Origin of the sequence: Rubritalea profundi, from assembly GCF_002954445.1 — a bacterium.
GTDB classification, from domain to species: Bacteria; Verrucomicrobiota; Verrucomicrobiia; order Verrucomicrobiales; family Akkermansiaceae; genus Rubritalea; species Rubritalea profundi.
In genome coordinates, this window is the sequence record NZ_MQWA01000001.1 from 2,051,863 (window position 1) to 2,076,890 (window position 25,028).

The window sequence follows — 25,028 nt, forward strand, 5'->3', positions numbered from 1 at the left end:
TATGAAAAAGAAATCAGTAATCGTCGGTGGAACTATCGCCATCGACAATGTAAAAACTCCCTCAGCTGAGGCGAGTAATCTATTAGGTGGCTCGGCCTCCTATGCGTCCCTAGCGACAAGTTTTTATCACGATTCCGTGAATTTGGTTGGTATCATCGGCCATGACTATCCGCAGGAGCATTTGGATATGTTGTCCTCACATGGTGTGAACCTCACTGGTGTGGAGCGTTCGGAGAGTGCTTCCTTCACATGGTCTGGAGAGTACATGGAAAATATGAATGATCGCGAGACCCATGCGGTTGCTCTGAATGTTCTTGAGGGATGGGAAGTCAAAGTCCCGCAAGAGATTTCCGATAGCCAGCTAATTGTGTTGGCTAATATGTCGCCAGAGAATCAACTTCAGATGTTAGCTGGTTGTACAAGTGACGCGCGCTATGTGATCGCTGATACGATGGATTTATGGATGGCTATCGCCAACGAAAAATTGCACGAGGTTCTTCAGAAGATAGACCTTCTCGTTCTTAATGAGTCAGAGGCTCGTGAATTAGCTAAGACATCGAACCTAGTGTTAGCTGGTGAGCGTTTGCTAGAAAAAGGGCCGGCTCATGTGATTATCAAATTGGGTGAATTCGGCGCGATGCTATTCGCCAAGGACGGAGATGTTTTCCGTTGCCCAGCATGGCCGCTGAAAGAGGTGACAGATCCTACGGGTGCTGGAGATTCGTTCCTTGGTGGAATGGCCGGCTACTTAGCAAGTCTCGACACCCTAGGTTTCAGTTTCGAGCATTTACGCCAGGCAATGGTGCGTGGCACTGTGGCGGCTAGTTTCACCTGTGAGGCGTTTTCCACTCAGAAGCTTCAGTCTATGACGCGTGCTGATTTAGATGCTCGCATGGCAAAGCTGAAAGAGATTTCTAGCTGGTAGAAATAAACTTTTTAGGCCTCACCATTGTGAATGATGGTGGGGTTTTTGTGTTTAGGGGGAGGGGGCTTAAGCCTCAGTTAGGAGGTGGGGTATGGCTTCTAGTAGCCGCTTGGTGTAGGCGTGCTCAGGTTGGTTGAAGACGCGCTCCGAATCACCGTATTCGACGATTTCTCCCTTGTGCATGACAGCGATGTTATCTGCTAAATACCGTACTACCGAAAGGTCGTGTGAGATGAAGATCATCGTGAGGTTGAGATCTCGTCGCAAGTCTAACAGGAGGTTGAGTATCTGCGATTGAATAGAGACGTCCAGTGCTGAGACTGGCTCGTCAGCGATAATGAGTTTTGGCTCTGGGGCGAGAGCTCGGGCGATGGCGATTCTTTGACGTTGGCCGCCAGAAAATTCATGCGGGTACTTCTGCATGAATGAGGGGTCGAGTCCACAGCGCTCCATTAGCGTTATGACGGCCTCAGTGAGCTTCGTCTTGTTTTTCCTGAGTTTAGGGTGGCGTTGGGTGATGGCCTCAGAAAGGGTGGAGAAGACTGTCATGCGCGGGTTGAGCGAGGCGTATGGGTCTTGGAAGATCATTTGAAAATCGAGGCGGTGCTTACGCACTTCGTTTTTCCGGAGGCTGGTGAGATTGATGTCTTCCAGTGTGATCTCTCCTTCGGTAGCGGGGATGAGCTGCATGATGGTGCGGGATAGAGTAGATTTCCCGCAGCCGGATTCACCAACAAGCCCAAGAATTTCGCCGTCAGCAATGGAGAGCGTGACGCCATTCACCGCTTTGACCGTATCCACCTGTTTAGTGAAGATGAGGCCTTTTTTGATTGGGAAATGCGTTTTTACGTCCTTGAGTTCGAGCATGGGTGAGTTGGGTTTTAGTTATTAGGGGTGGCGCTATTAGTAACTACGTCCCCAAATGGCGCGGGTTTTGGTCGGTTTGCCAGTGAGGATACAAGGTGATTCTTCTCCGTCTTGCTGATCGAGTGGGAGACAGCGGATGGCGATTTTGTGCTTCTTGCTGAGAGTTTCCTCTTCCTCTGTGGTGCCAGCCCAAGGGGTGACGAGCCAGCCTGGGGATTCGCAGCTCCAGTGTTTTTCAAAGGTCGCTGGGTCTGAGCAGTCCTGTGTGTTAGCGTCGCGGAATGTTGCGGCGCGTTCGAGCAGTGTGTCTTGAATCTCCTGTAGGGTGCTCTCTACATTTTGTAAGAACTCTTCTTTGGCTAGGAATGCTTTCTCGTTAGATGGCTGATCGCGTCTTTGGAGGCAGACTTTGCGGCTCTCTAGATCGCGTGGTCCGATTTCGATGCGGATGGGCGCGCCTTTCTTGACCCACTCCCACTTTTTCCCGCGAATGTCGCGCTTGTCGACGAGAACTCTGAGAGGCTCACCGTGGAAGTCTTTGCTGCGTAAAGTTTGAGCAAGGGCTTCACAGGCGTCGATGACTGCATCGCGGGTGTCTTCTTTCGGAGTGACCGGGATGATGACGATTTGTTGGGAGGCTACACGTGGAGGCATGATGAGTCCGTCGTCATCAGAGTGTGCCATGATGAGTGTGCCTATCAGGCGTGTGGAGACGCCCCAAGAGGTGGTCCATGCGTGCTGGGTGGAGCCGTCGCGGCCAGTGAAAGAGATGTCTTGAACCTTGGAGAAGTTTTGTCCGAGGAAATGGGAGGTGCCAGCTTGGATTGCTTTTTTATCCTGCACCATCGCTTCGACGGTGAGGGTCATGTCTGCACCGGGGAAGCGCTCGGCTTCTGATTTTTCACCTGGGATAGTTGGGATGGCGAGATGCTCGCGAAGGAATTTTTCGTAAATGGCATGCATTTGACGGGTTTCATCGAGGGCTTCCTGTTTCGTCTCGTGGGCAGTGTGGCCTTCTTGCCAAAGGAATTCTGCTGTGCGAAGGAACATGCGGGTGCGCATTTCCCAGCGCATGACGTTTGCCCATTGGTTGATGAGGAGTGGGAGATCGCGGTAGGATTCGGTCCAACGTGAGAAAGCGGCTCCGATGATAGTCTCAGAGGTCGGGCGGATGACGTATGGCTCAGTGAGTTTGCCGGCTGGCTCCATTTTTGTGGTGCCATCATCTTGCTTGATCGCTTCTAAGCGGTGGTGTGTGACCACGGCGCATTCTGTGGCAAAGCCCTCCGCGCATTCTGCTTCTTTTTCAAAGTGGGAAAGTGGGATGAGGAGTGGGAAGTAGGCGTTCTGGTGGCCAGTTTGCTTAAAATATTTATCAAGCTGCTGCTGGATGTTTTCCCAGAGTGCGTAGCCCCAAGGCTTGATGATCATGCATCCACGCGTTTCTGAGTTCTCAGCTAGGTCAGCACCTTTGATAACTTGCTGGTACCATTCTGGGAAGTCTTCTGAGCGCGTTGGTTGTATCGCTGTTTTCGCTTGCTTAGCCATATAGAGGATGGTTTAGCGTTGGAATTACATTTTCGCAAGGGTGGATGGAGCCGAATTTGAATTATCGCGAGATATCAATAATGATTCATCTGACCAGATCTTTCATGTTTTTGTATATTTATCCTCGCCAAGTGGGGTTCGGCTCCGTTAGTTCTAAGGGAAGTCCTATTTACCTATGAAAAAATCCAAACTCAAAATGCTGTTTTCAACAGCCGCACTTTTAGCTCTTTCCATGGCTGCGCCCGTGAATGCTCAAGCAGGGAGAGTGGAAGCGTCGGACCCTCAATTTAATAACATAGTGTCGCCAGAGTTAGGCGGCAATACTGGGTTTAAGAAATGGAAGCCCAAAGATTGGCTTGAGGCTGAGGTGAAGTTTCGGGTGGAGATGCCAAAGACCTATAAACAAAAGTATGTAGATAGTGTGACTGTGAAATGGTATGTGGCGATAGAGAATCCAACTGGGGCAGGCTACGCAATGCTAGAGAAGGAAGTGGAGTATGTGAATGTTCCTGTTGGCGAGGATGTCCACTCTTCAGTTTATTTGTCTCCATCAGCCATCATGAGAATTAGTGGTAGTGAGCGCGCTAGCAAAAGAGTAGTGAGCCACGTTGGGGGTGAGATTTTAGTGAATGGGACTTCGCTGAAGATTAACAAGGGTCGTTACTTTACCTCTAAAGGTAAAATTGGCTGGTGGGTCAGCAGTAAGCTTTCTCGAAACGACAGCATCCCTCTCTTGAATAAGAACGAAACACCCTTCAAGTTTTTGTGGTGGGATCGTTATGCTGAAATCAAGCCTGAACGTCGCTAGGCGGAATTAATTTTTGGATGGGCTCACTTCGTTTTCGTGAGTCCTAGAGGATACACTTTTAAAATAATTATACAATTATGGCTGATCCACAGTCTATTATAACACTCAATATTGGCTCACAGACAGTGAGTATGGGGCATTTCTCTCGTTCTAAGAACGGAGGCTTGATCCTAAAGGCCTACGAGACGACAGGAATTCTTGCTGATCCATCTGCCGAAATGACACGTCTTCCACAGGTGCGATTGGCAGTGAGCGAGCTAGCTAGTAAGTTAGGCCTGAATAAGGATAAGGTCGATTACGCAATTTCAGGTCAATCGGTCTTCACGCGCTTTGTGAAGTTGCCGATGCTGGAGGACGATGACCTCGAGCAGTTGGTCGCATTCGAGGCTCAGCAGCATGTACCATTTCCTATCAATGAAGTGATCTGGGATTGGCAGTTACTCGAGTCACCAGGCTCTGAACGTGAGGTCGTTCTCGTCGCTATCAAAGGGGATGCTCTGGATGAACTCAATGACTGTGTTACTGACTCGGGTCTTAAGACTGGAGATGTAGACACCGCGCCAATGGCTCTAGCCAATGCATTTCTTTATAACTACGGAGACATTGGAGAGACTAGCCTATTGATCGACATCGGAGCACGTACTAGTAATCTTATTTATGTGGAAGGTAAGCGTGTGTTTACCCGGAGTATCGCTATCGGCGGAGCTGCGATCACTAGCGCTATTTCTAAGGAGTATAATGTGCCATACATCGAGGCCGAGTCTCAAAAGGTGTCTAACGGCATGGTTGCTCTCGATACGCGGCATACATCAAGCATGGATGAGCTCACTGGAGCGCTGGCATCCTGTATTCGTACTTCTCTCAATCGTATGCCCGCGGAAATCGCGCGGACCACCAATTTCTACCGTAGCCAGCATGGCGGCAGCGCTCCTACGCGAGTCTTCCTCGCCGGAGGTGGATCTAACCTCCCTCGAGTTGGAGATTTCTTCCAGCAGAAGCTTCGTTTGCCAGTGGAGTATTTCAACCCACTTAAGCGAATTTCAGTAGGCCAAGAAATTGACGTGGATAAGGTGTCCGCACAGGCGCACCAGCTTGGTGAGCTTGTAGGTGTGGCACTACGCTCTATCGATAGCGCTCTAGTAAGTATTGATTTAGTTCCTGAAGTGGTTCAGAGCGAACGTGATGAGACTCGCCGCCGTCCATTTTTGATTGGCGCCGCCGCTGTTACTTTGGCTGCGTTTGCTACTTTGTATAACTCTAACTCGATGAAAGCGGGTGATGCTGAACGTAAGCTTAAAATTGTAAGCGAGCGCATTGACGGACTCAATGACTTTGCTGAACCGATAGAAGACGAAGTCAAGCGAGAGGCAGTAATTCAGGAGTTTTCTGATCAATTTGTGCAGGCGCATTACGGACAAAGATATTGGCTGGAAGTGGTTGATGATCTTAAGCAACGCTTTGGTCATACTCATGTTTGGGTTACAGATGTGAGCCCTTTGATTAACTATCAAGTGGGTAGCGAGAAGCCCGCTGAGGAAGCCGTTCGTGGCGATTTTGCTGATTTACAGTATGGCGTCTCTGGGGTGATTGAGCCAAAGCTGGATGAGCCTGAGTTTTTGGCACGAAATCGACCGAATAGGAATTATGTGGCACCTGAAATAAACGCTGTCAGAATCAAGGGTCTCTGGCGTGGATTTGGTGGCGCATCACGGGTGAACGATCTCGTTAAGATGCTTACATCCGAATCACATTTTTTCACTCTTGAAGTTGAAGATAAAAGTGGCAATAGGCCAGTAACAAGAACACTCACAGCTTCTGAATACTCCGAAACTGAGAGTATGCTGAAGGAAGGCGATTTTGCGGCAACATTCACAGTGACCATACCACTTAAGAAACCATTACCTCTCCGATAAAACCATGAGCTGGATACAGGAAAATAAATTTACGGCCGCTCTAGCAGGGGTCACCGCAGTTGGTTCAATCGCACTCATTTCCCTAGCGATGGGGAAAGGCGATGATATCGCTTCTGCACAGGCAAAATTGAAGAAAGCTCTCAGGAATGAGAAGAGTATTCAGAGTGTGCAGCCCTTTCCAAATAGAGAAAATTTGGAGCAAAAGCAATCGACTGTGAACGATTACGAAAAAGGTGCAAGTGACCTGCAACGTCAATTCGCGGCATATCGCCCGAAAGCTGAAGAGGTTGAAGACTTTGCGTCAGATAAGTTCAGTGCAATCGTGAGTAGCTACCGCAACCGCTTAAATAAGAAATTTAAGAAGAATGAAGTCGAGTTGCCAGATCAATGTGTCTACGGTTTTGAGACTTACGCTAATAAGTTTCCTCGTTTCGAAGCTACGGGTGAGCTAAGTTATCAGATCAAAGCGATGGAGTGGTTGTTTGCCAAGTTGGCGAGCAATGAGCCCGAAGCGCTATTGAATGTAGTGCGCGCTAAATTTGATTTAGAGTCGGCACCAGTATCTGCCGGAAAAGCCAAAAAGGGCAAAAAGGGCAAAAACGTAAAGGCTGTTGTGAAAGAGCCTGCATACTATGTCATGCCGCTTGAGTTGTCATTCCGATCCGATGAGAAAGGGCTCTCAAATTTCCTGGAAGATATAGCTAACACGGATAAGTACCCATTCGTTATTCGCTCCATACGTATACAGAATGAGCGCATGACTCCACCTACGCAAGGTGATGCGAAGTTTGAGTCAGCAGCTCCTGCGGCGGGTGCTAATGATGCCTTTGGTTTTGCTGCTGATTTCCTCATCGATGATGATGGCGCTGAGGGAGATGGAGCTGCCGCTGCTGAGGATGCTGGAGCTCCAGTTCCAGCCGCGGCCGATGTGCCGATGGTAGGCTCCGATAGTGATGATACGCACCTGTTGAAGCCAGTTCTTGGTGATGAAAAGGTGAATGTCTTCCTCAAGCTTGATCTAATCTTATTGAATCAGTCGTTTGTGCTGACTCTTGATGAGCTTGAAGAGCTTGAAGAGCTTGAAGAAAAGGCAAAAATTGAACAATCTAGCTCAGCTAGCTAACCTTACTTTTTAGAAAAATGTCTTGGCTAAAAGAAAATTATGAAAAGGCGGCGCTCGGTGGAGCAGCAGCTATATTGGTTGGCGTCGTGGCCACGAGTTTCCTCGGTGAAGACGGGGGGCCTAGTGCTAAAGCTCTACCGGCGGATATTGACAATAGTCCTGGTGAGGAGTTACTCGCGGAGATGGCTGCGGTGTTAGAAGCTCGTGAGAAATCAGCTGAAATTCGTCCGAAATTAATTGATGGACGTGAGGTTGATTTATTCGTAGGTCAGCCACTCTACATGGCTGATGGATCCCTTGACCCAGTTGATATTTATGAGGGTCCAAACGTTCATAAAGGTATCACTAATAAGTGGTGGCGCGAGCACAGTATTGATCTAAGTTTTGCGAATGCGCCCGAGCGCGATCAAGATAAGGATGGTTTTACTAACCGTGAAGAGTTCGATGCGCAGACGGATCCAACAGATAAGGCTTCGTACCCATCCCCGCTGGTTAAAATTGTTGGTGAAAGCGTGGATGTTTTCAAGATGCAGATGCGCTGGAGCTCCTTTGACGAGAGCTCTATCACGATTTACTACCAAGACACCAAGCCCACTCGCACTTTCAGTGAGCGTGTAAAACATGGGGCTTCGTTCTTTGTTAAAGAAGGAATGGATCCCAATAATCGTTTCGTGCTCGCATCTGGATCTGCCAAAAAGGCTGGTCCTAACGGACGTGAGCAGGATACTTACGAAGTAGAAGATACCACGCCGCGCTTCAAAGGCACAGCTAAGCAGAACTTCACTTTGTTCCGCAGCGGTCCAAAAACTGGAGGCTTCAACGAAATCCAAGATCGCTCAGTGACCCTAACTTTGCACGCTCTCGGCCAAGAAGGATCCAGTTTTGTGGTCAAGGAACTCGAGAAATTTTCGCTCCCCTATGACCCAAAGGCGAAGAATGGCCCCTATCAGGTCACAAAAATCGAACCAATTGTTGGACAGGCCGACGTGTTCACTGTCGAAATTGTTTGGCGTTTCGATGGTGGGTTAGAGGCTAAAACTCTTATTGTTCATAAGAAAAAATAGCATCCACTGTTAGTGAATCAGGCAAAGATAAAAATTAAATTAATAAAAATTTTCACAGAAATTGAAAGTTTCTGAAAAAAGAGCTTCACAAGCCCCCCTAAATTAGAAGAACCTACACACCAATCATGGAAAAAATACCTACGCATCGTTACAGTCGCACTGCTGCCATCCTTATGGCGGCGGCTGCAGTTATGCCGCTAGCATCCCATGTAGCACACGCTGATTCCCTTGTTCAACAAGAGATCGCCCGTCGTGCTGCACAAGTGCAAGAAGCGGATGCAGCCCTACTTGACGGCCGAAAGCTTTACGCTGAAGGCAAGTTTGAAGAAGCTGTCGCGGAATACCGCAAAGCAATCAACCTGCTACCTTCAGGTCCAGTAGTAGCTGACCGACGTCACGCCTACACTGGTCATCTAGTAGATGGCTCTATTGCACTCAGTCAGACCTATCGTCGTGTGGGCCGTTACGCTGATGCGCGCCAGACTCTTTCAGACGTCATAGCTAAAGATCCGCTCAATGTGGCAGCGAAACAGCAGTTAGAATACCTAGATGACCCAATTCGTACCAACCCAGCACTCACTTACGAACACACTCAGGATTCTGAGAAGGTGCGTAAGCAACTCTACCGTGCACAAGGTTATCGTGATCTAGGTAAGTACGATGAAGCCAAGGAAGAGTACAAAGAAATTCTTCGCGTTGACCGCTACAACGAAGCGGCGCGCCGTGGCATGGAAAAAATTGCGGACGTAAAGTCTGATTACTACCGTGCTGCATACGATCATACTCGTGCTGAGCTTCTGATGGAAGTTGATAAAGCGTGGGAGATCGCAGTTGCACCGAACGTAAACTTCTCTGAGGCTAGCGTGAACCCAACGATAGTTGATGTGACTGGTGCTCTGTACATCCGCCGGAAGCTCCAGAATATCATTCTTCCTGTAGTCGATTTTCAGGATGTTACGGTTGATCAAGCTATCGATATCTTGCGCCTGCGCGCTCGTGAACTCGATACAATTGAGCTCGTGCCATCGAAGAGGGGTGTGAACTTCGTTGTTCGCACGCCTGCTGTGATTGATGCTGATGGAGATGCTGAAGCCGGTGAGTTCGGTGGAACGGCTAAGCTAGGCTCCCAGACTATCAGTTCACTTCAGTTGCGCAACGTACCTCTCGAGGTAGTTGTGAAGCAGATCTGTGATGTGACTAACTCCGTTACAAGGTGGAAGACTATGCTGTAGTTCTCCTCCCCGCGACAGACTTTGATGACACAGAACTCTACACGCGCTTATTCACTGTGCCGCCAGATTTCTTGTCGCTTATGAGCGCTGGCGGTACTGGCGGTGGTGGTGCTAGCGACGATCCGTTTGGAGATGATGACGGTGGCGGTGGCGGCGCTCTCGCTCCGACTCGTCCAGTGAAAGATCTACTCACTGATTCTGGTGTGGTATTCCCAGAGGGGTCGACCGCGAGTTTCTCCAAAGCGCGTTCCGTACTCAGTGTGCGTAACACTGCAAATAACCTCGATATGATCGAGTCCTTGGTAAATGGGATTAAAGATCAGCTGCCAAAGCAGATCCGCATGTCTACTAAGTTTGTGGAAATCAATCAAGAAAACACAGAAGAGCTTAGTTTTGACTGGATCCTTTCGCAAACTCCATTGAATAGTGCTGCAACTACCTTCCTTGGTGGTGGTACTAACGGTAACGGAGCTCCACGCAATGGTAGTGACTTCGCTAACCCAGTGAATGGAGTTAATGTTCCCGGCCTCCCAGTTGATCCAGCAACTGGGGTGCGAAACATTGTCTCTGGTGGTAACCGTAGCGGTGACTACGCGATCACACGTGATAGTATTGATTCATTCCTGAATAATCCTGACCGTGGCGCACAAGACACTTCAATAGCTCCAGGTATAATGTCTTTGACAGGTCTTTTTACTGATGGTCAGTTCCAAATGATTATGCGCGGACTCTCTCAGAAGAAAGGATCTGACATAATGACAGCTCCTAGCATTGTTGCTAAATCTGGTCAGACAGCGACTATCGAGATCATCCGTGAGTTTATCTACCCTACTGAGTACGAACCACCTCAGCTTCCGAATTCCACTGGTGGTGGTGGTAATGGTGGTGGTAATGGTGGTGTTGTGGTGCAAGCTAACGTCTTCCCTGTGACTCCAGCTACTCCGACTGCGTTCGAAACTCGTAACACTGGTGTGACTCTCGAAGTGGAGCCTACTCTCGGTGATAATGATTACACCATCGATCTGCGTTTCGCTCCTGAGATTGTTGATTTCGAAGGCTTCATCAACTATGGATCACCGATTCAGAGTACGGCAACAGATGCTCTCGGTAACCCAGTGATTATTACCATTACTGAAAACCGCATCGAAATGCCAGTATTCTCTACGCGTAAGGTAAACACAGGCCTCACAATCTACGATGGTCACACTGTGGCAGTTGGTGGATTGATGCGTGAAGAAGTGCAGACCGTAGAAGATAAAGTGCCTATACTTGGTGACCTTCCTCTCATCGGGCGTCTCTTCCAGTCTAATGCTGAAAATCACACCAAGAGTAACCTTATCATCTTTGTGTCAGTGAATGTCATTGATGCCACTGGTCGGTCAGTGCGTAACTCAATGGGGGAGCCTACTGAATTTAATTCAACAAGTGGTGGTGGCGTGCTTCCCCCACTGAATTAATTCAGCAAAATTCATTGATTGATTTACAAGCGGGGTAGCACTATGTGGCTGCCCCGCTTCTTTTATGTATGACAATGCGTGTACTTGGACTGACGGGCGGGATCGCTACAGGTAAGTCAACTTGTGTGGAGATTTTACGCTCCCTCGATCCACACATTGTTATTTTTGATGCGGACCAATGTGTGGCAGAACTCTATCAGAGGGCCGATGTTGCAGCTGCTTTGGTGAGACTCGTAGGAGAGTCTGCATATTTGGAAAATGCCGAGTTGAATCGAGCCTATCTGCGCGAACGAATGTTTGCAGAACCTGAGCTTAGACGGGAGATTCAGAATTTGATTCACCCCTTGGTGAGAAAAGAATGTCTTGTCAGTTTGGAAATCGCGTCTAAAACCATTGGGACGACATCGTTCATTGCAGACGTGCCCCTTTTGTTTGAAGGAGCCTTTGACTTCGGTCAGGATGCAAATCTGGTGGTCACTGTATCGCGCGAGACGCAAGAGCAGCGACTGATGATGAGAAGCGGATTCGATGTCGCGACTGTCCATGCCATTCTTGAGGCGCAACTTCCCATTTCTCATAAGGAGAAGTGTGCCGACGTTGTGTTCTGGAATGAGGGGCCTAAATATGTGTTAGAAGCACAGCTAAAACGATTTATAGAAAATAATTACCGATGAGTGAAGAAAATCAATCAGCAGAAGATGAGCCGGCTCCGGAGGAGTTAGTGCAACAATCTCAGCCGACCCCAGAGGTGGCAAAGGAAGAACCTATTGTGGTTCCTGAATTTATTTGTGTGAATGAATTCCGCGTGAAGCCCTTGGCTGAGCTCCACGATATAATCGAGTCCTTGCCTGTGCGCTCACAGCCAACGGCAACTAAAAGCCAACTCATTTTTGATATTTTGAGCTTCTACGCGAAGCATGGTTCAGTGCTGGAAGGTGAAGGTTACATGGAGCAGGCCAAGGACAACTACGCGATGTTGCGTGATCCGATCCGTTCTTTCAAAACCTCACCAGACGATCTCTATATAGGTGGTGAGCTTATCCGTAATCACGGACTTTTAGTGGGTCAGCGTATCAAGGTGCGCATGCGTGCTCCTCGTGGGCGTGATAAATACCTCTCAGCAATGGAGATTCTCGAGATCGAGGGGCTCGCAGTCGGAGATTATTTAAAACCAAAAGATTTCGATAAGTTGACACCGATGTTCCCGAATGAGCGAATCATTCTGGAAAACGGGAAAGAAGGTGGATTGGGTGTCCGCTTAGTTGATCTCGTTGCTCCACTAGGAAAAGGTCAACGCGGCTTGATTGTTGCCCCTCCGCGTGGAGGTAAAACTATTTTGCTCAAGCAAATTGCAAAATCAGTTAAAGCAAACCATCCCGAAATCGAATTGATTATTCTCCTTCTGGACGAGCGTCCTGAGGAGGTGACTGACTTCGAAGAAACTGTGGATGCGCATATTTTTAGTTCCACATTTGACGAGCCAGCTCGCCGTCACGCGCAAGTGGCAGACTTAGTGCTAGAGCGTGCAAAGCGGCTTGTTGAACTTGGTAAGGATGTTGTTCTTTTGCTCGACTCCCTCACAAGACTCGCTCGAGGTCATAACAATGCTCAGAGCGGTGGCCCCATCGGTAGTGGGGGTATAAACCCGGCGGCGCTTCAGAAGTCCCGTAAGTTCTTCGGAGCTGCACGGAATGTTGCAGAAGGTGGAAGCCTGACGATCCTAGCAACGGCACTCGTCGAGACTGAGAGCCGCATGGATGAAGTTATTTTTGAAGAATTTAAAGGAACTGGAAATATGGAGATCAGGCTGGATCAGGATTTGGCCGAACGCCGAATCTACCCAGCGATCCATATCCCGCAGAGTGGAACTCGAAATGATGATCGACTCTATCACCCAGATGAAATGCGCGCCGTCTTAGAAATTCGTCGAGTCTTGGCAGCTCTGCCTGTAGGTGACTCAATCATGACCTTATTGAAGGCTTTGGATAAGACTCAGAACAATACTGAGTTGTTGTTGAAGGGCTTATAATTTGCTAAATAGATCGTAACACTCTTGATAATATAGAAAAATTATATGATTCAAACCACTCAAGAATTAGCAGAATTCTTAGATAGCTGTAATCGAGAATTTCATGCGCTAGATACAGAAGCTGATAGCCTGCACTGTTACCACGAGAAGCTTTGCCTACTTCAGTACAGTGATGGAGAAAAACATGTGCTGATAGATCCGCTCGCAATTGAAGATCTTAGCCCACTCACGGATTTACTCAAAACCTCTGAGCTCTGGATGCATGGAGCTGACTACGACATCACGCTGATGAGGCGTGATCTCGATACAATTCCTCCAGTTGTCTGGGATACGCAGATTGCGGCGCGATTACTCGGTGTGCGTAAATTTGGCTATGCCAATCTGGTGGAGCACTTTCTCGGAGTCGAGCTATCAAAGGCATCGCAAAAGGCCGACTGGTCAATGCGTCCCCTCACTGAAAAAATGGCTGAGTACGCCATCAATGACGTATTTTACCTCAAACCGATGGTGGATATGTTGCTTGAGCAACTTCAGCAAAAAGGCCGCTATGAGTGGTTTGTAGAAAGCTGCCATCAAGCGAAGGCTAAGGTGCTTGAGCGCCCTCAGGTAAAAGAAGATCCATGGCGCATCCAAGGAGCTGGAAAGCTCAAGCCGCACGGACTTTTGTACCTCAGAGCTCTGTGGTACTGGCGTGATGCTGAGGCGAGTGAATGGAATAAACCTCCATTCATGGTTTGCGGTAACAAGCAAATTGTCTCATGGGTCAGTGATGTCTGTGATGGCAAAGAAATTACCTTGCCTAAGTATTTTAGGAGCTCACGCCGAAAGAACTTTTATGCTGCCATTGATGAGGCAAAAAAAGTTCCTGAAAATATGTGGCCGAAGCGCGTACGTGGCGAGAAGCGTCGCGTGAAAGATGACGCTTTCGAGGGGCGCTGTGATGCTCTTTCCAGGAAGCGAGATGCGGCGGCTGCAGAGTTGGATATTGAGGCTTCCTTGGTGATCTCAAAAGCGTCGATCGAAGCCATTTCAGCGAACGAAGTAGAGCCTTCAGCTGTACTGATGCGCTGGCAATGTGAACTGCTTGATTTGTAGTCGTAGAAGACGACCTTTCATGGCCTTCAGCACCTTTGTGTTGGAGGCTTTTTTGTGCGCGCCACAGGAGCTAAAAAAAACTTCAAATTAGAGGCGTTATTCCTTGTCTTGTCGGGTGGAAATTATACCTTCGTCGAACTCATGTCTGATACACCTATTGAGCCCGAAGAGGCTGATACAAATGTTTCCGGTGAACAGGAATATGGAGCCGCCCAGATCGACAAGTTGGAGGGCTTAGAGGCCGTCCGTAAGCGTCCTGGTATGTATATCGGTGATCCCGATATTCGAGGCCTCCACCACTGTGTTTTTGAAGTTCTAGATAACTCTATTGATGAACACCTCGCGGGTTATTGCGAAATCATCAATGTCTCTATTCACGTAGATGGCTCGTTATCTGTTTCCGATGATGGCCGTGGTATCCCTGTGGATATCCACCCTAAGTTCGGAATTCCTGCGATCGAGCTAGTACTCACCAGCCTCCACGCTGGTGGTAAGTTTGGCCAAGGTGCTTACAAATACTCTGGAGGCCTCCACGGTGTTGGTGCGAAGTGTGTGAATGCTCTTTCTGATTGGTTCAAAGCCGAGGTCACGCGCCAAGGCAAGGTGCACCAGATCACTTTCGAGCGAGGCAAGACAGTGCAGCCGCTCGAAGTTATTGGAGAAGCCCCGTCCGGAAAGACTGGCACTAAGGTGACATTCTTCCCAGACGCGACAATCTTTGTTGATACGATCCAATTTGAATTTGACCGATTGGCGACACGCCTGCGTGAACTCACATTCCTCAATCCTGGACTCACAATCATTCTCGAGGACGAGCGTCTAGAGAGCCGTAAGAAGGAAACGTTCTACTACGCGAAGGGTATCGAAGAATTCGTCACTCAGCTCGGTGAGAACAAGACAACCGTGCATGAGTCTCCAGTCATTATCAGAGGTAAACGAAAAGTCGAGGTCGACTACGACGGTAAGGTGGTGCAGGACGACGTCTTTGTAGACGTGGTATTCCAGTACAACGACAGCTATCAGGATAACATTTTGTGTTATGCTAACTCCATTCCGAACGCGGATGGTGGTGCCCACCTCACAGGTTTCCGTGGATCTCTAACACGCTCTATCAACCAGTACGCGAAAGCGAATAAGCTACTCAAGGATAAAGATCCATCGCTTTCTGGTGATGATGTCCGCGAAGGTATCATCTGCGTGATCAGCGTGAAAATGCCAAACCCGCGATTCAGCTCACAGACCAAGGACAAGCTGGTTAATGCCGAAATCGAAGGTGTGGTCGGCTCGATTGTTTACGAAGGGCTGCAGGATTATTTCGAAGAGAATCCCAACCTCGCAAAGCAGATTATCGACAAGGCTGTCAACGCATCCCGTGCGCGTGAAGCAGCACGTAAGGCGCGTGAAACTGTGCGAAAGTCAGTGATGTCCGGCGGTGGACTTCCCGGAAAGCTAGCGGATTGCTCCGAACGCGACCCGGCAAAATCTGAGATCTATATTGTGGAAGGAGACTCCGCGGGTGGTTCGGCAAAATCTGGCCGAAATCGCCTCACTCAAGCGATCCTTCCCCTACGAGGTAAGGTGATCAACGTTGAGAAAGCACGACTTCACAGAGCTCTGCAGAATCGAGAAATTCAGGCAATGATCACTGCGATCGGTGCTGGAATCGGCGAAGGTGAGCAAGAAGGTGCCTTCAATATCGAGAAGGTTCGCTACCATAAAGTCATCATCATGACCGATGCCGACGTTGATGGGTCTCACATTCGTACGCTGCTTCTGACATTCTTCTGCCGTCATATGGCTGACCTCGTGAAGACTGGATACCTCTACATAGCCCAGCCACCATTGTACAAAATTACCCGTAAAAAGCGTGAAGAATACGTCGCTGACGATGATGCTCTGAACAAGATTTTGATCGAGCTAGGCTCTGAAGATGTTCGCCTAGTGAAAAATGGTAAAGACGCAGTGACTGATGCTGACGTCCTGCGTAGTGTTCTGGATTCCTTAGCGCAACTCAAAGGATATACCGCTGCTCTCGAAGGCCACGGTGGTGACTTCCGCGACGTGTTAGATACTCGTTGTGACGGTCATCTAGCAGAATTCATGGTGCGTGTTCGGGAAGGTAACGAAGAGACCATCCACTACATTCACACCGAAAGCGAGCTGCTGACCTTTGCTGCTGAAAACCGTGACCTCCGCCTGTTTGGTGAAGAGATTACTGAGGAAGAAGAGGCTGAGTTCAAAGAGAAATTCAATGGCATCCAACGTCGCGGAATGAAGCATGAACTTCACGAAGCACACGCGATCCAGAAAATTCTAGAGCGCATCCAAGAGCTTGGAGTTCCGACTGAGCCATTCTTCTCCGACGATAAACCACTTTTTGAATTGGTTGAAGGTCACGGAGATGATGTCGAGTCCGTTCCCGTATTCAACCTTTTCGAGCTGCTCAAAACTGTGCTAGAAATTGGTCGTCGCGGAATGCGTATCCAACGATTTAAGGGACTGGGTGAAATGAACGCCAAGGAGCTTTATAGCACCACAATGGATCCTAACACGCGTCAGCTTCTCCGAGTTCGCCTCGATGAAGAAAATGCGATCGAAGCCGACAAAATGTTCGACGTTCTGATGGGCGATATCGTTGAACCGCGCAAGCGCTTCATCGAAGACAACGCGCTTAACGTAAGAAACCTCGACGTATAAAGACGTAGTCATCAGTCAATAGTCACTGGTCATTAGTTGGAAGAAAACTAATAACAAAACCAATGAACTGGAGATTTATTTCCTTATAGAAAAACTTAAAAAACGACTCAACGTATATATTAAATCGATCGGTAGTGCAGCTGCCCATTGACTAGTGACCGTTGACCAATGAACTAATAAACTAATAAACTATGGCTATAGATTCAATTAAGCCGATCAATGTGGCGGATGAGATGTCCAAGTCCTTCTTGGAGTACTCCATGTCAGTGATCATTTCTCGGGCATTGCCGGATGCGCGTGACGGCCTCAAGCCGTCCCAGCGACGCATCCTCTACGCAATGCTCAATGACCTATCGCTCTCACCAGCCAAGGCGCACCTAAAATGTGCGCGTATTGTCGGTGACACGATGGGTAAGTACCACCCACACGGTGATAGCTCGATTTACTCGACGCTCGTCAACATGGCTCAGCCGTGGACCATGCGCGAGACTCTGGTCGACGGCCAGGGTAACTTCGGTTCCGTGGAAGGCGATGCAGCGGCCGCGATGCGTTACACTGAGGCCCGCCTCACGCATATGGGTGCTGCGATGATGATCGATCTCGAAAAAGAGACGGTTGACTTGAGACCCACTTACGATGAAACACGTGAAGAACCAGTGGTTCTTCCAGCTTCTATCCCTAACTTGTTAGTCAATGGTGGAACAGGAATCGCGGTGGGTATGGCGACCAATATTCCAGCTCATAACATGGGCGAGGTGATCGACGGTGTCTGTGCTCGTATTGGCGATCCTCAGATTTCTATCGAGGATATGCAGAAGATCATCAAAGGCCCTGACTTTGCTGGGGCCTGTGAGATTCGTGGGTTCAAAGGTATCGACAGCTACTTCCGCACTGGACGTGGCAGCATCAAGATGCGCGGTACCATGGAGATCGAGGAAAAGGCTTCGGGTATTGCGATCCTTACAATCACTCAGGTGCCACACGGTGTGAACCGCGCTATTCTCCAGCAACGCATTGCAGAGCTTGTTCGGGAGAAAATCCTCGTCGACATCTCTGGTATGCGTGACCTTTCGGATGATCAGACTCGCATTGAGATCACTCTCAAGCGCGATGCTCGTCCGCAGGTGGTGATGAACCAGATCTTCAAGCTCACTTCGATGGAGACATCCTTCGGCGTCAACATGCTGGCGATTCACGAGCGCCGTCCGAAGCAGATGTCAGTCATCGACTGTCTTGACGCCTTCATCGAACACCGCCGTGAAGTGATTATCCGCCGCACCCGCTACCTTCTCAATAAGGCAGAAGCACGTGCTGAGAATCTCGAAGCATTCTTGATAGCTCTCGCTCACATTGATGACTTCATCAAGGTCATCCGTGATTCCAGGAACCGTGACGAAGCCCGTACCCGCCTCAAGGCATATAGCTTCCCAGAGAAGACGGCCGAGAGTCTAGGGATTCTTCTACGCGAACAGGCTAGTATCATTGACGGCCAGTACATCTTCACTGACCGCCAGGTCAACGCGATCCTCGAACTGCGCCTCTACCAGCTCACTGGTATGGAGCGTGATAAGGTCAAGGCTGAGTACGATAAGCTTCTTGCTGAAATTACTGATTACCTCGATATTCTTGGTTCCGAGCCGCGCGTTCTTGCTATCATTAAAGATGAACTTCTGCTGATCAAAGACAAACACGCAACACCACGTCGCTGCCCAATCCTTCCTGACGAAGGTGAGATTGCTATCGAAGATCTTATTGCCAATGACGGCATGATCGTGACCCTTTCTAACAAAGGTCTGATCAAGCGCACCCCAAGCGCCGAATACCGAGTCCAAGCTCGCGGAGGCAAGGGAGTCAGAGGAATGGAGACGCGTAACAAGAATGACGAAAAAGACTTTGTCGAACACCTCTTCTCAGCGCAGGCGCATGATTACCTAATGTTCTTCACTAACACTGGTCGTGTCTTTGTAGAGCGGGTGTATGGCCTTCCTGAAGGTTCACGTTCCTCCAAAGGACGCAGCATCAAGAGTGTTCTCAATCTCGGTCCAGATGAAGTAGTGGCTGCCACTCAGCGACTCGAGCGTCAGCTCGACGAAGATGGCAACGACATCACGCTTACAGCGAAAGACAAGTTCCTCATGTTCGCGACTCGTTCAGGTAAGGTCAAGAAGACAGCGCTCGCTGACTTCAAGAACTACCGCAAGGATGGCATCATCGCGATCAAGCTCGATGAAGGAAACACCCTCATCGATGTGCGTCTTACATCGGGTGACGACGAAGTAATCCTGATTACTCGCAGGGGGCTTTCCCTCCGCTTCACGGAAGACCAAGCACGAGCTCAAGGCCGAGCAACTGCTGGTGTCGGTGGTATCAAACCTGTCAACGGTGACTATGTCATCGGCATGGCAATTGTGAACGATGAAGGAACACTCCTAGTCGCTTCCGAAAATGGTATTGGTAAGCGCTCTCCGTTTTCCGACTACCGAGCTCAGACGCGAGCTGGTAAGGGAATCATCACCATGAAGTGCAATGAGAAAACTGGCGATGTCGTCGGTGCTTCCATGGTACTTCCAGAAGACGAACTGATGCTGATGACCTCTGATGGTCAATCTATCAGAATTCGCTGTGCTGATATCCGCGAAGCTGGCCGTAACACCTCAGGTGTCAAGCTAGTGAGCATGAAGCCAGGTGTCACACTTCTTGATATAGCCCGCGTCATCCCAGATGATGAGGACGAGATTCTGGAAGATGAAGCCGTCGACGGTGAGGAAGCTCCAGCTGAATCTACCGAAGACGCTCCAGAAGAGAGTGGCTCAGAAGAATAGATAATATCTTTTAAAATCAAGCCCTGTAGGTTCTTCCTACAGGGCTTTTTTTTAGGTGAAATGACGGGAGAAGGCCAGGCTCTATATTTGTGTATTGAAAGGAAAGTTCTTAGCTGCTAACAATATGCGATGTTATTTCGCGGAGGAAAAATGATGTGGCTACTGAGCGCTCTATTTACGCTGAGTTCCTCTGTGGGTGCGCAGGTTGCTTTGAGTGAACGGCTAGAAAGCGCGCATACCACGTATCTCAATCAGATGAGGCAGGGGTTTGGTTCCTTGCGCGATCCATACCGAGTCCCTCCTAAAGGTAAGATCGTTGTGGAAGGTTTTGATGGAGCATCGAGTCGTTACCAATACACTTGGAAGCGCGATATTCCTGTTACCGTTTTTTGGGTGGGCGAAGATGCGACTGAAAATAACCCAGTGCATAATCATGCGAGTTCATGGGATCCCAATTGGAAACACAGCTATGGCGGGTTTGATGACCCAAATAATCGGAAGGGCTTTTTCCCTGCTAAGTTTAAACCGAGGCTGAACCCATTTTATATAGCTCTGCCCTACAATGATGTGGCACGCGGTGGCGGGAGATTTAAACCGGAAGCATCAGGGCTGATTAAGTGGTTTTGGCGGTCCGCTAAGGCGCCTGGAAAATCGGTGTGTAAGGGGCGCTGGCTGGCCATTCATTTTGGTCACAAAGTGTGCTATGCGCAATGGGAAGACTGCGGACCATTTTACACAGATGACCATGCCTACGTGTTTCAAAATAGCCGACCGAAACCGAACCGTAACGGCAATGCTGGATTAGATGTGAGCCCGGCGGTGAGAGATTTCTTGGAAGTGAAGAGCAGCCAGCGAGTTTCTTGGAAATTTGTTGAAAGCTCGGATGTCCCTCAAGGTCCTTGGTCTGAATGGGTTTTACCACAGAGTTAGCTCGATATCTTTTCAGACTGCATGATGGCGGCTATGATTCTTGCTTGGCCATAGGTGATTTTCCCGTTGCTAGCCTCGATGATTGGTTTGAGTGCCGAGTGGCCGTGCTCAGCGAAGAGTTGTCGGCAAAGTTGGTTCGTGGCTTCATCGATCCATAGTTGCCAGTCGAGCGATTCGCCTTCGGTGATGAGCTTTGCAACGTGGGTCTCGATGGTAGAGAGCCCGAGTCCTCGCTCGCTGGCAATCGACGAAGGAGTCATGCCTTTACCCAGCATTTCAAGGGTGGTGCGGAAGGTTTCTGTGAGGCCCTGTTTCACTCTGGGTGCAGCAGCTTTCTTAAGAGGCTTTGAGGATGGAGTGAGATCCGGGTGATTGCAGAGGTATTCGTGAACAGATGAGAGGAATCGTTGCCCGTATTTTTCTAACTTATTTTGGCCAACTCCAGGGATGTTGAGTAGCTCGGTGTCGTTAGATGGATGGTAGGCTGCCATGGCTCGTAGCGCCTTATCTGAAAACACAACGTAGGGAGGCACGCCTTCGAGGTCAGCCAATTCTTTACGGAGGGCGCGTAAGTGGTGGAAGAAGTCGTGATCGCAGTCGATCTCTTCAGCGCGGTGTTGCGCTTTCTCTGGGACGACTCGTTTGTCGATGGCGATCTGGAAGCTGTCGCGTCCGAACAGAATTTCGGTGGCTGCATCATTGATCTGAGGCACTGGGAATTTGTCAGGACTTAGAGCGAGCTTTTTGCCGGCAACTAAAGCATCAATCACGCTGCGCCAATGGGTCTTTGGCTTGTCTTTGCCGACTCCATAGGTCTTGAGTTTGTTGTGCTCGAACTGACGGATTTTTGCGGTGTTTGCGCCGCAGACAATATCGCAAATATGAATGCCACCAAAGCGACTGCCAGTGCGCATGATTGCCGAGAGTACGATTTGCGCGTCGCGCGTGGCATCGACGGTTTCAAAGCTGCCAGCGCAGTAGTCGCAGCTACCGCAATTTTCAACTTCACAGGTTTCATCGAAGTAGTTGAGCAAGCTGATCTTTCGGCAGCTTGGAACGCTGGCGAAGGCATCCATCGAGGCGAGGAGCTGGCGAGCTCGGCCTTGCTCGGCTTCATCTGGCATGGCTTCAATGAAAAATCGAAGCTTCCCGAGGTCGCCAGCAGAGTAGAGTAGCAGGCAGTGCGAAGGCTCGCCATCGCGGCCAGCTCGGCCAGTTTCCTGATAGTAGCTTTCGATGTTTTTCGGCAAGTCTCCGTGAATGACGAAGCGCACGTCGGCCTTATCAACACCCATGCCAAAGGCGACTGTGGCGACCATCACGGTGATGTCATCGCGGATAAATGCGTCTTGAGTGGTGGAGCGTTTCTCGGCAGCGAGTCCGGCGTGGTAGGGTGCGGCATTGATACCATTCGCTACTAACATGTTGGCGGTTTCTTCCACACTTTTGCGGGAGGTGCGATAGATGATGCCACTTTGCTGTGGGCGCTCGCGAATGAACTCGACGATCTGAGTCGGAGCTTCGCGTTTTGCGAGGACTTCGTAGAACAGGTTTTTGCGGTCAAAAGAGGCGCGGATTTTCACCGGGTTTACCAGTTGCAGACGCTTCTCGATGTCTTCCGCTACTTGCTCGGTGGCGGTGGCGGTGAAAGCGGTGAGTGGACTCTGTGGGAAGAGTTCTTTGAGCCGACTGGTGAAAAGGTAATCGGGACGAAAGTCATGACCCCATTCGGAAATACAGTGGGCCTCATCGATGGCGATGAAGCTGGGCGCTCCCTGCTGATTTTTCCTTAGCAGGCTGACGGTGTTGCTGAGCGAAAGTCGCTCGGGCGCGAGATAGAGTAGGTCGAGGTTGCCGTCGATGTAGTCCTTCTCGATCGCTTGGACTTCGGCGGGGGCCAGTGTGCTGTTGAGGAATGCTGCCTTGATGCCGTTTGATCGGGCCGAGTCGACCTGGTCTTTCATCAGGGCAATCAATGGACTGACGATGACTGCTGTGCCCGGAAGGATAGAGGCTGGCAGTTGATAACAAAGAGATTTCCCGCCACCAGTGGGCATCACACCAAAAGCATCACGACCGGATAGAATTCCCTCAACAAGCTCCTGCTGATGATCTCGAAAGGTGTCGAAACCAAAGAGTTTCTTCAGTTGCTCAAGAGTAGACGCACTCTCTAAATTTCCCGTGTTCATCTGAGCATTAACTCATCTACTGGCAGAAGTGTCAATAAAGAGCTAGATGATTCTGGAGTGCTGAAGGACGAAAGTCGGGTTAGCAACCTCTGGTGACTTTGTGAGCGATTATCAATCGCGACCAAGTTATCTTGCGAGACCTTGGTCTTTCCGGTGTTTGACCGTTGGAGGTGTCTCAACTAAAAATCCACAGCAGCAGCACAGGTCCACAGCCAGCCCGGTTAAATTCCACTTGGAAATACAATGATTAGACTCTAGCTATGGGCATGGCAGTGGCTTTTAAAGAATGGTTCGTGGTTTGTGAGGCCCTTGGAATGGGAGCGCAGGACGTGATTATCCGCAAAGGTGGAATCCACGAAGGCCGTGGAGGCTTTGAATTCACTCACGACTCATTCTATCTGTTTCCAACACTCTTTCATAAGCAGCAAGCACAAGTGAGAGAGCCAGCTCACAAATGGATGCCACAAACTCAAAAAAAGCTATGGGATTTGGGTGAAATTGTTCCAGTGAAGTATCGCTGTACGGTTGAACGCTCAGAGTTGCTCACTGATTGGGAGGCCGTATTGGAGTTGTCTGATAGACACGTCTACACCGAGGCTCTTGTGCGTGAGCGCTTTGATTGGGAGGGAAAGGGGATGGCGGCAGGCTGCATCAATGTGGCTTACGTCACAACTGAAGTGTTGGTCGAGTCACTGGAAGTCCCCTATAGCAAGCCTCATGGTGGCTGCCGAAGCTGGATTGAATTGTAGAAGAGTGTTTTATAAATCACAATAGCCAGTCAACGCCGAGCGAGCCGGAGGCGTCGCTCTACGTGGCGACGGTTTCCAACCGTCTAAGCCAGCTTATTAGAGTGGCAGGGTCCAAGCGTCTAACCAGGTTTGCTGAGTTTGCTTGAATCCCTGCTCGATGAGGCGTTTTTCCATGTCTGGGTAGTGAGCTGCACCGTAGAAAATACCCACCTTGGTTTTACCCGCTTTGATTTGGTCCTGCATAACTGCGAGGCATTTGAGGTTGCGGTCGCCAATGATGACATTTTCACCGGCTATATTGGCCATTTGGGTGTCTCCTTCGCCCAGGGTGTCTACCAGCTGAAGCTTGAGTTTGTCAGGGTTGCGTGAGAGTAAGGCTATGAGGAGTCCAGCGGTGCTAGGCTCCTTGCCGCTAGGCTTGGCAAAGGCTTGTTTGAGCATGAACGACATCAACGATTGCTCGCGCTCTTGGTTGAGCTTGTGAAATTCCTCGATCGTGAGGTCGGCATGGACAAAGTTCTCGGCGCTGTAGTCGATCTCGTCTTTTTGCCCTTTAAGATCGAGAGCTTGTTGCATTTTCTCAAAGGCTGAGCCTAGAAACCCGAGGGCTCCAGCGGGCTTTTCACCTTCCTTTTGTACGGCCTGTCCTTTGCCTAGGTTTTCTCCTCCAATCATCTCAAACAGGATCACTGGGTAGGCTTTGAAGCTAGTATTGAGTTTTTCGTAGTAGGATTCATCCGCGATGTGCACGGCTCCGATGAGATCGATTTCCACCTCTCCGCGGGTGAAGCGAGTGACGGCTGTCTGCAGCCGGGTGCTCTCGTCGTCGCGCTCGACACGAATAAATTGGGTGGCGGGTGCTTCGACCACCGGGGCCACCACTAACGATTCTGATTTGGCGACCCAAGGGCAGAGGAAACTGATGGCGAGACTGAGAAAGGAAAGGCGCATAATTTGAAAAGCTTGTGCGCCACTATAGTGGTGATCTGCTCAGCGGTCAAAGAGACTTATTGCGCTCTACAATCACCAGCACTTTTTGCACTGGTCTATCGAGGAGCTAACCGTTTTAGTGTTCATCCATGCATTCAACCAGCCATCTCAGTATCCACCACGGAGTCGTGGAAGATCTCACCAGAACCACCCATGTTTCTGGTGGTGGTGAGACGAGTACCACCACCACTCATATTGCGATGATAAAGGTAGCAGGGAAGCATTGCTAATACAGGTCTGCATCTCCAGTCCCGATCTCAGAGGGGGAAACAGTGACGGTAGCGGGCGTGGATGAAAGGGGGCTTTATAAAGTGTACGCGATGAGGAATGATTCCACAGGATTTATCACCGAGATGTTTCAGGTCGGGGCGGCGGCTTCAGGCTGTTCGATAGCCTTCATGGTGCTTTGGTGTACTGTTTGCCTAGTTATGACAGTGGCTTTTGCTTTCCTATTTTTCCCGTTGGCCATTGTGCCTCTGGCTATGGGTGGGTTTGGAGCATGGGCAATGAGTAAAAACATGCGGACAAATCAGCTCACTCAGACACACTCTCGGCAAGCCCACACCATGCTCATGCGTTCTTGATTTCCT

At 49.6% G+C, this 25,028-nt stretch carries 19 protein-coding genes; 14 read left to right on the top strand and 5 right to left on the bottom strand.

The window, feature by feature from the left end:
• Position 1: 1 nt before the first annotated feature.
• Positions 2-925, top strand: coding sequence for a PfkB family carbohydrate kinase (locus tag BSZ32_RS09035; protein WP_105043130.1), 924 nt, complete (start codon positions 2-4; stop codon positions 923-925).
• A gap of 66 nt (positions 926-991) precedes the next feature.
• Here the strand turns inward: BSZ32_RS09035 and BSZ32_RS09040 are convergent, their stop codons facing one another.
• Positions 992-1,792 carry an ATP-binding cassette domain-containing protein gene (locus BSZ32_RS09040; protein WP_105043131.1) on the bottom strand — a complete coding sequence of 267 codons (801 nt, stop codon included), beginning with the start codon at positions 1,790-1,792 and terminating at the stop codon, positions 992-994.
• A 36-nt stretch (positions 1,793-1,828) separates the two neighbouring features.
• Positions 1,829-3,340 (bottom strand): proline--tRNA ligase, encoded by a 1,512-nt coding sequence (proS, locus tag BSZ32_RS09045; RefSeq protein WP_105043132.1) that lies wholly within the window; start codon positions 3,338-3,340, stop codon positions 1,829-1,831.
• A 175-nt stretch (positions 3,341-3,515) separates the two neighbouring features.
• On the opposite strand from proS, the gene BSZ32_RS09050 reads away from it, so the two are divergent.
• The 12 genes from BSZ32_RS09050 to BSZ32_RS09105 all read left to right on the top strand — a co-directional run bounded on the left by BSZ32_RS09050 (position 3,516) and on the right by BSZ32_RS09105 (position 20,510).
• Entirely contained in the window at positions 3,516-4,148 is a 633-nt protein-coding gene (locus BSZ32_RS09050) for an Amuc_1102 family pilus-like protein (protein WP_105043133.1), read from the top strand.
• Positions 4,149-4,225: 77 nt separating this feature from the next.
• On the top strand, positions 4,226-6,061 hold the full coding sequence (gene mul2B / locus BSZ32_RS09055) for an Amuc_1101 family PilM-like pilus complex protein (protein ID WP_105043134.1): 1,836 nt from the start codon (positions 4,226-4,228) through the stop codon (positions 6,059-6,061).
• A 4-nt stretch (positions 6,062-6,065) separates the two neighbouring features.
• On the top strand, positions 6,066-7,184 hold the full coding sequence (locus tag BSZ32_RS09060) for an Amuc_1100 family pilus-like protein (protein WP_105043135.1): 1,119 nt from the start codon (positions 6,066-6,068) through the stop codon (positions 7,182-7,184).
• Between the two features lie 17 nt (positions 7,185-7,201).
• Positions 7,202-8,248, top strand: coding sequence for an Amuc_1099 family pilus-like system protein (locus tag BSZ32_RS09065; RefSeq protein WP_105043136.1), 1,047 nt, complete (start codon positions 7,202-7,204; stop codon positions 8,246-8,248).
• 125 nt (positions 8,249-8,373) lie between these two features.
• Positions 8,374-9,480: a tetratricopeptide repeat protein gene (locus BSZ32_RS09070; protein ID WP_105043137.1), complete on the top strand. Its 1,107-nt coding sequence runs from the start codon at positions 8,374-8,376 to the stop codon at positions 9,478-9,480.
• Complete coding sequence (locus BSZ32_RS09075) at positions 9,462-10,937, top strand: type II secretion system protein GspD (protein WP_105043138.1); 1,476 nt, start codon at positions 9,462-9,464, stop codon at positions 10,935-10,937. The genes BSZ32_RS09070 and BSZ32_RS09075 overlap by 19 nt, the downstream gene beginning before the upstream one ends.
• Positions 10,938-11,011: 74 nt before the next feature.
• Entirely contained in the window at positions 11,012-11,611 is a 600-nt protein-coding gene (gene coaE, locus BSZ32_RS09080) for a dephospho-CoA kinase (protein WP_165788751.1), read from the top strand.
• Positions 11,608-12,966, top strand: a complete 1,359-nt coding sequence (gene rho / locus BSZ32_RS09085; protein WP_105043140.1) for a transcription termination factor Rho — start codon at positions 11,608-11,610, stop codon at positions 12,964-12,966. The genes coaE and rho overlap by 4 nt, the downstream gene beginning before the upstream one ends.
• Before the next feature lie 45 nt (positions 12,967-13,011).
• Positions 13,012-14,061 carry a ribonuclease D gene (locus BSZ32_RS09090; RefSeq protein ID WP_105043141.1) on the top strand — a complete coding sequence of 350 codons (1,050 nt, stop codon included), beginning with the start codon at positions 13,012-13,014 and terminating at the stop codon, positions 14,059-14,061.
• Between the two features lie 141 nt (positions 14,062-14,202).
• The gene (gene gyrB, locus BSZ32_RS09095; RefSeq protein WP_105044814.1) at positions 14,203-16,758 is read left to right on the top strand and encodes a DNA topoisomerase (ATP-hydrolyzing) subunit B; all 2,556 of its coding nucleotides are present in this window, start codon (positions 14,203-14,205) and stop codon (positions 16,756-16,758) included.
• Positions 16,759-16,949: 191 nt separating this feature from the next.
• Positions 16,950-19,580, top strand: coding sequence for a DNA gyrase subunit A (gyrA, locus tag BSZ32_RS09100; protein WP_105043142.1), 2,631 nt, complete (start codon positions 16,950-16,952; stop codon positions 19,578-19,580).
• Positions 19,581-19,709: 129 nt separating this feature from the next.
• A complete protein-coding gene (locus BSZ32_RS09105; protein WP_105043143.1) occupies positions 19,710-20,510 on the top strand; it encodes a hypothetical protein in 801 nt (266 codons plus the stop codon).
• On the opposite strand, the gene recQ is transcribed toward BSZ32_RS09105, so the two are convergent.
• A complete protein-coding gene (gene recQ, locus BSZ32_RS09110) occupies positions 20,507-22,699 on the bottom strand; it encodes a DNA helicase RecQ (RefSeq protein WP_105043144.1) in 2,193 nt (730 codons plus the stop codon). The two genes, BSZ32_RS09105 and recQ, sit on opposite strands and share 4 nt — an antisense overlap.
• Positions 22,700-22,965: 266 nt before the next feature.
• Here recQ and BSZ32_RS09115 point away from each other — a divergent pair, with 266 nt between their 5' ends.
• Entirely contained in the window at positions 22,966-23,448 is a 483-nt protein-coding gene (locus BSZ32_RS09115; RefSeq protein WP_165788752.1) for a DUF1802 family protein, read from the top strand.
• A gap of 96 nt (positions 23,449-23,544) precedes the next feature.
• On the opposite strand, the gene BSZ32_RS09120 is transcribed toward BSZ32_RS09115, so the two are convergent.
• Positions 23,545-24,399: a hypothetical protein gene (locus BSZ32_RS09120; protein WP_105043146.1), complete on the bottom strand. Its 855-nt coding sequence runs from the start codon at positions 24,397-24,399 to the stop codon at positions 23,545-23,547.
• A gap of 134 nt (positions 24,400-24,533) precedes the next feature.
• Entirely contained in the window at positions 24,534-24,662 is a 129-nt protein-coding gene (locus tag BSZ32_RS20080; protein ID WP_276308423.1) for a hypothetical protein, read from the bottom strand.
• Positions 24,663-25,028 lie beyond the last annotated feature (366 nt).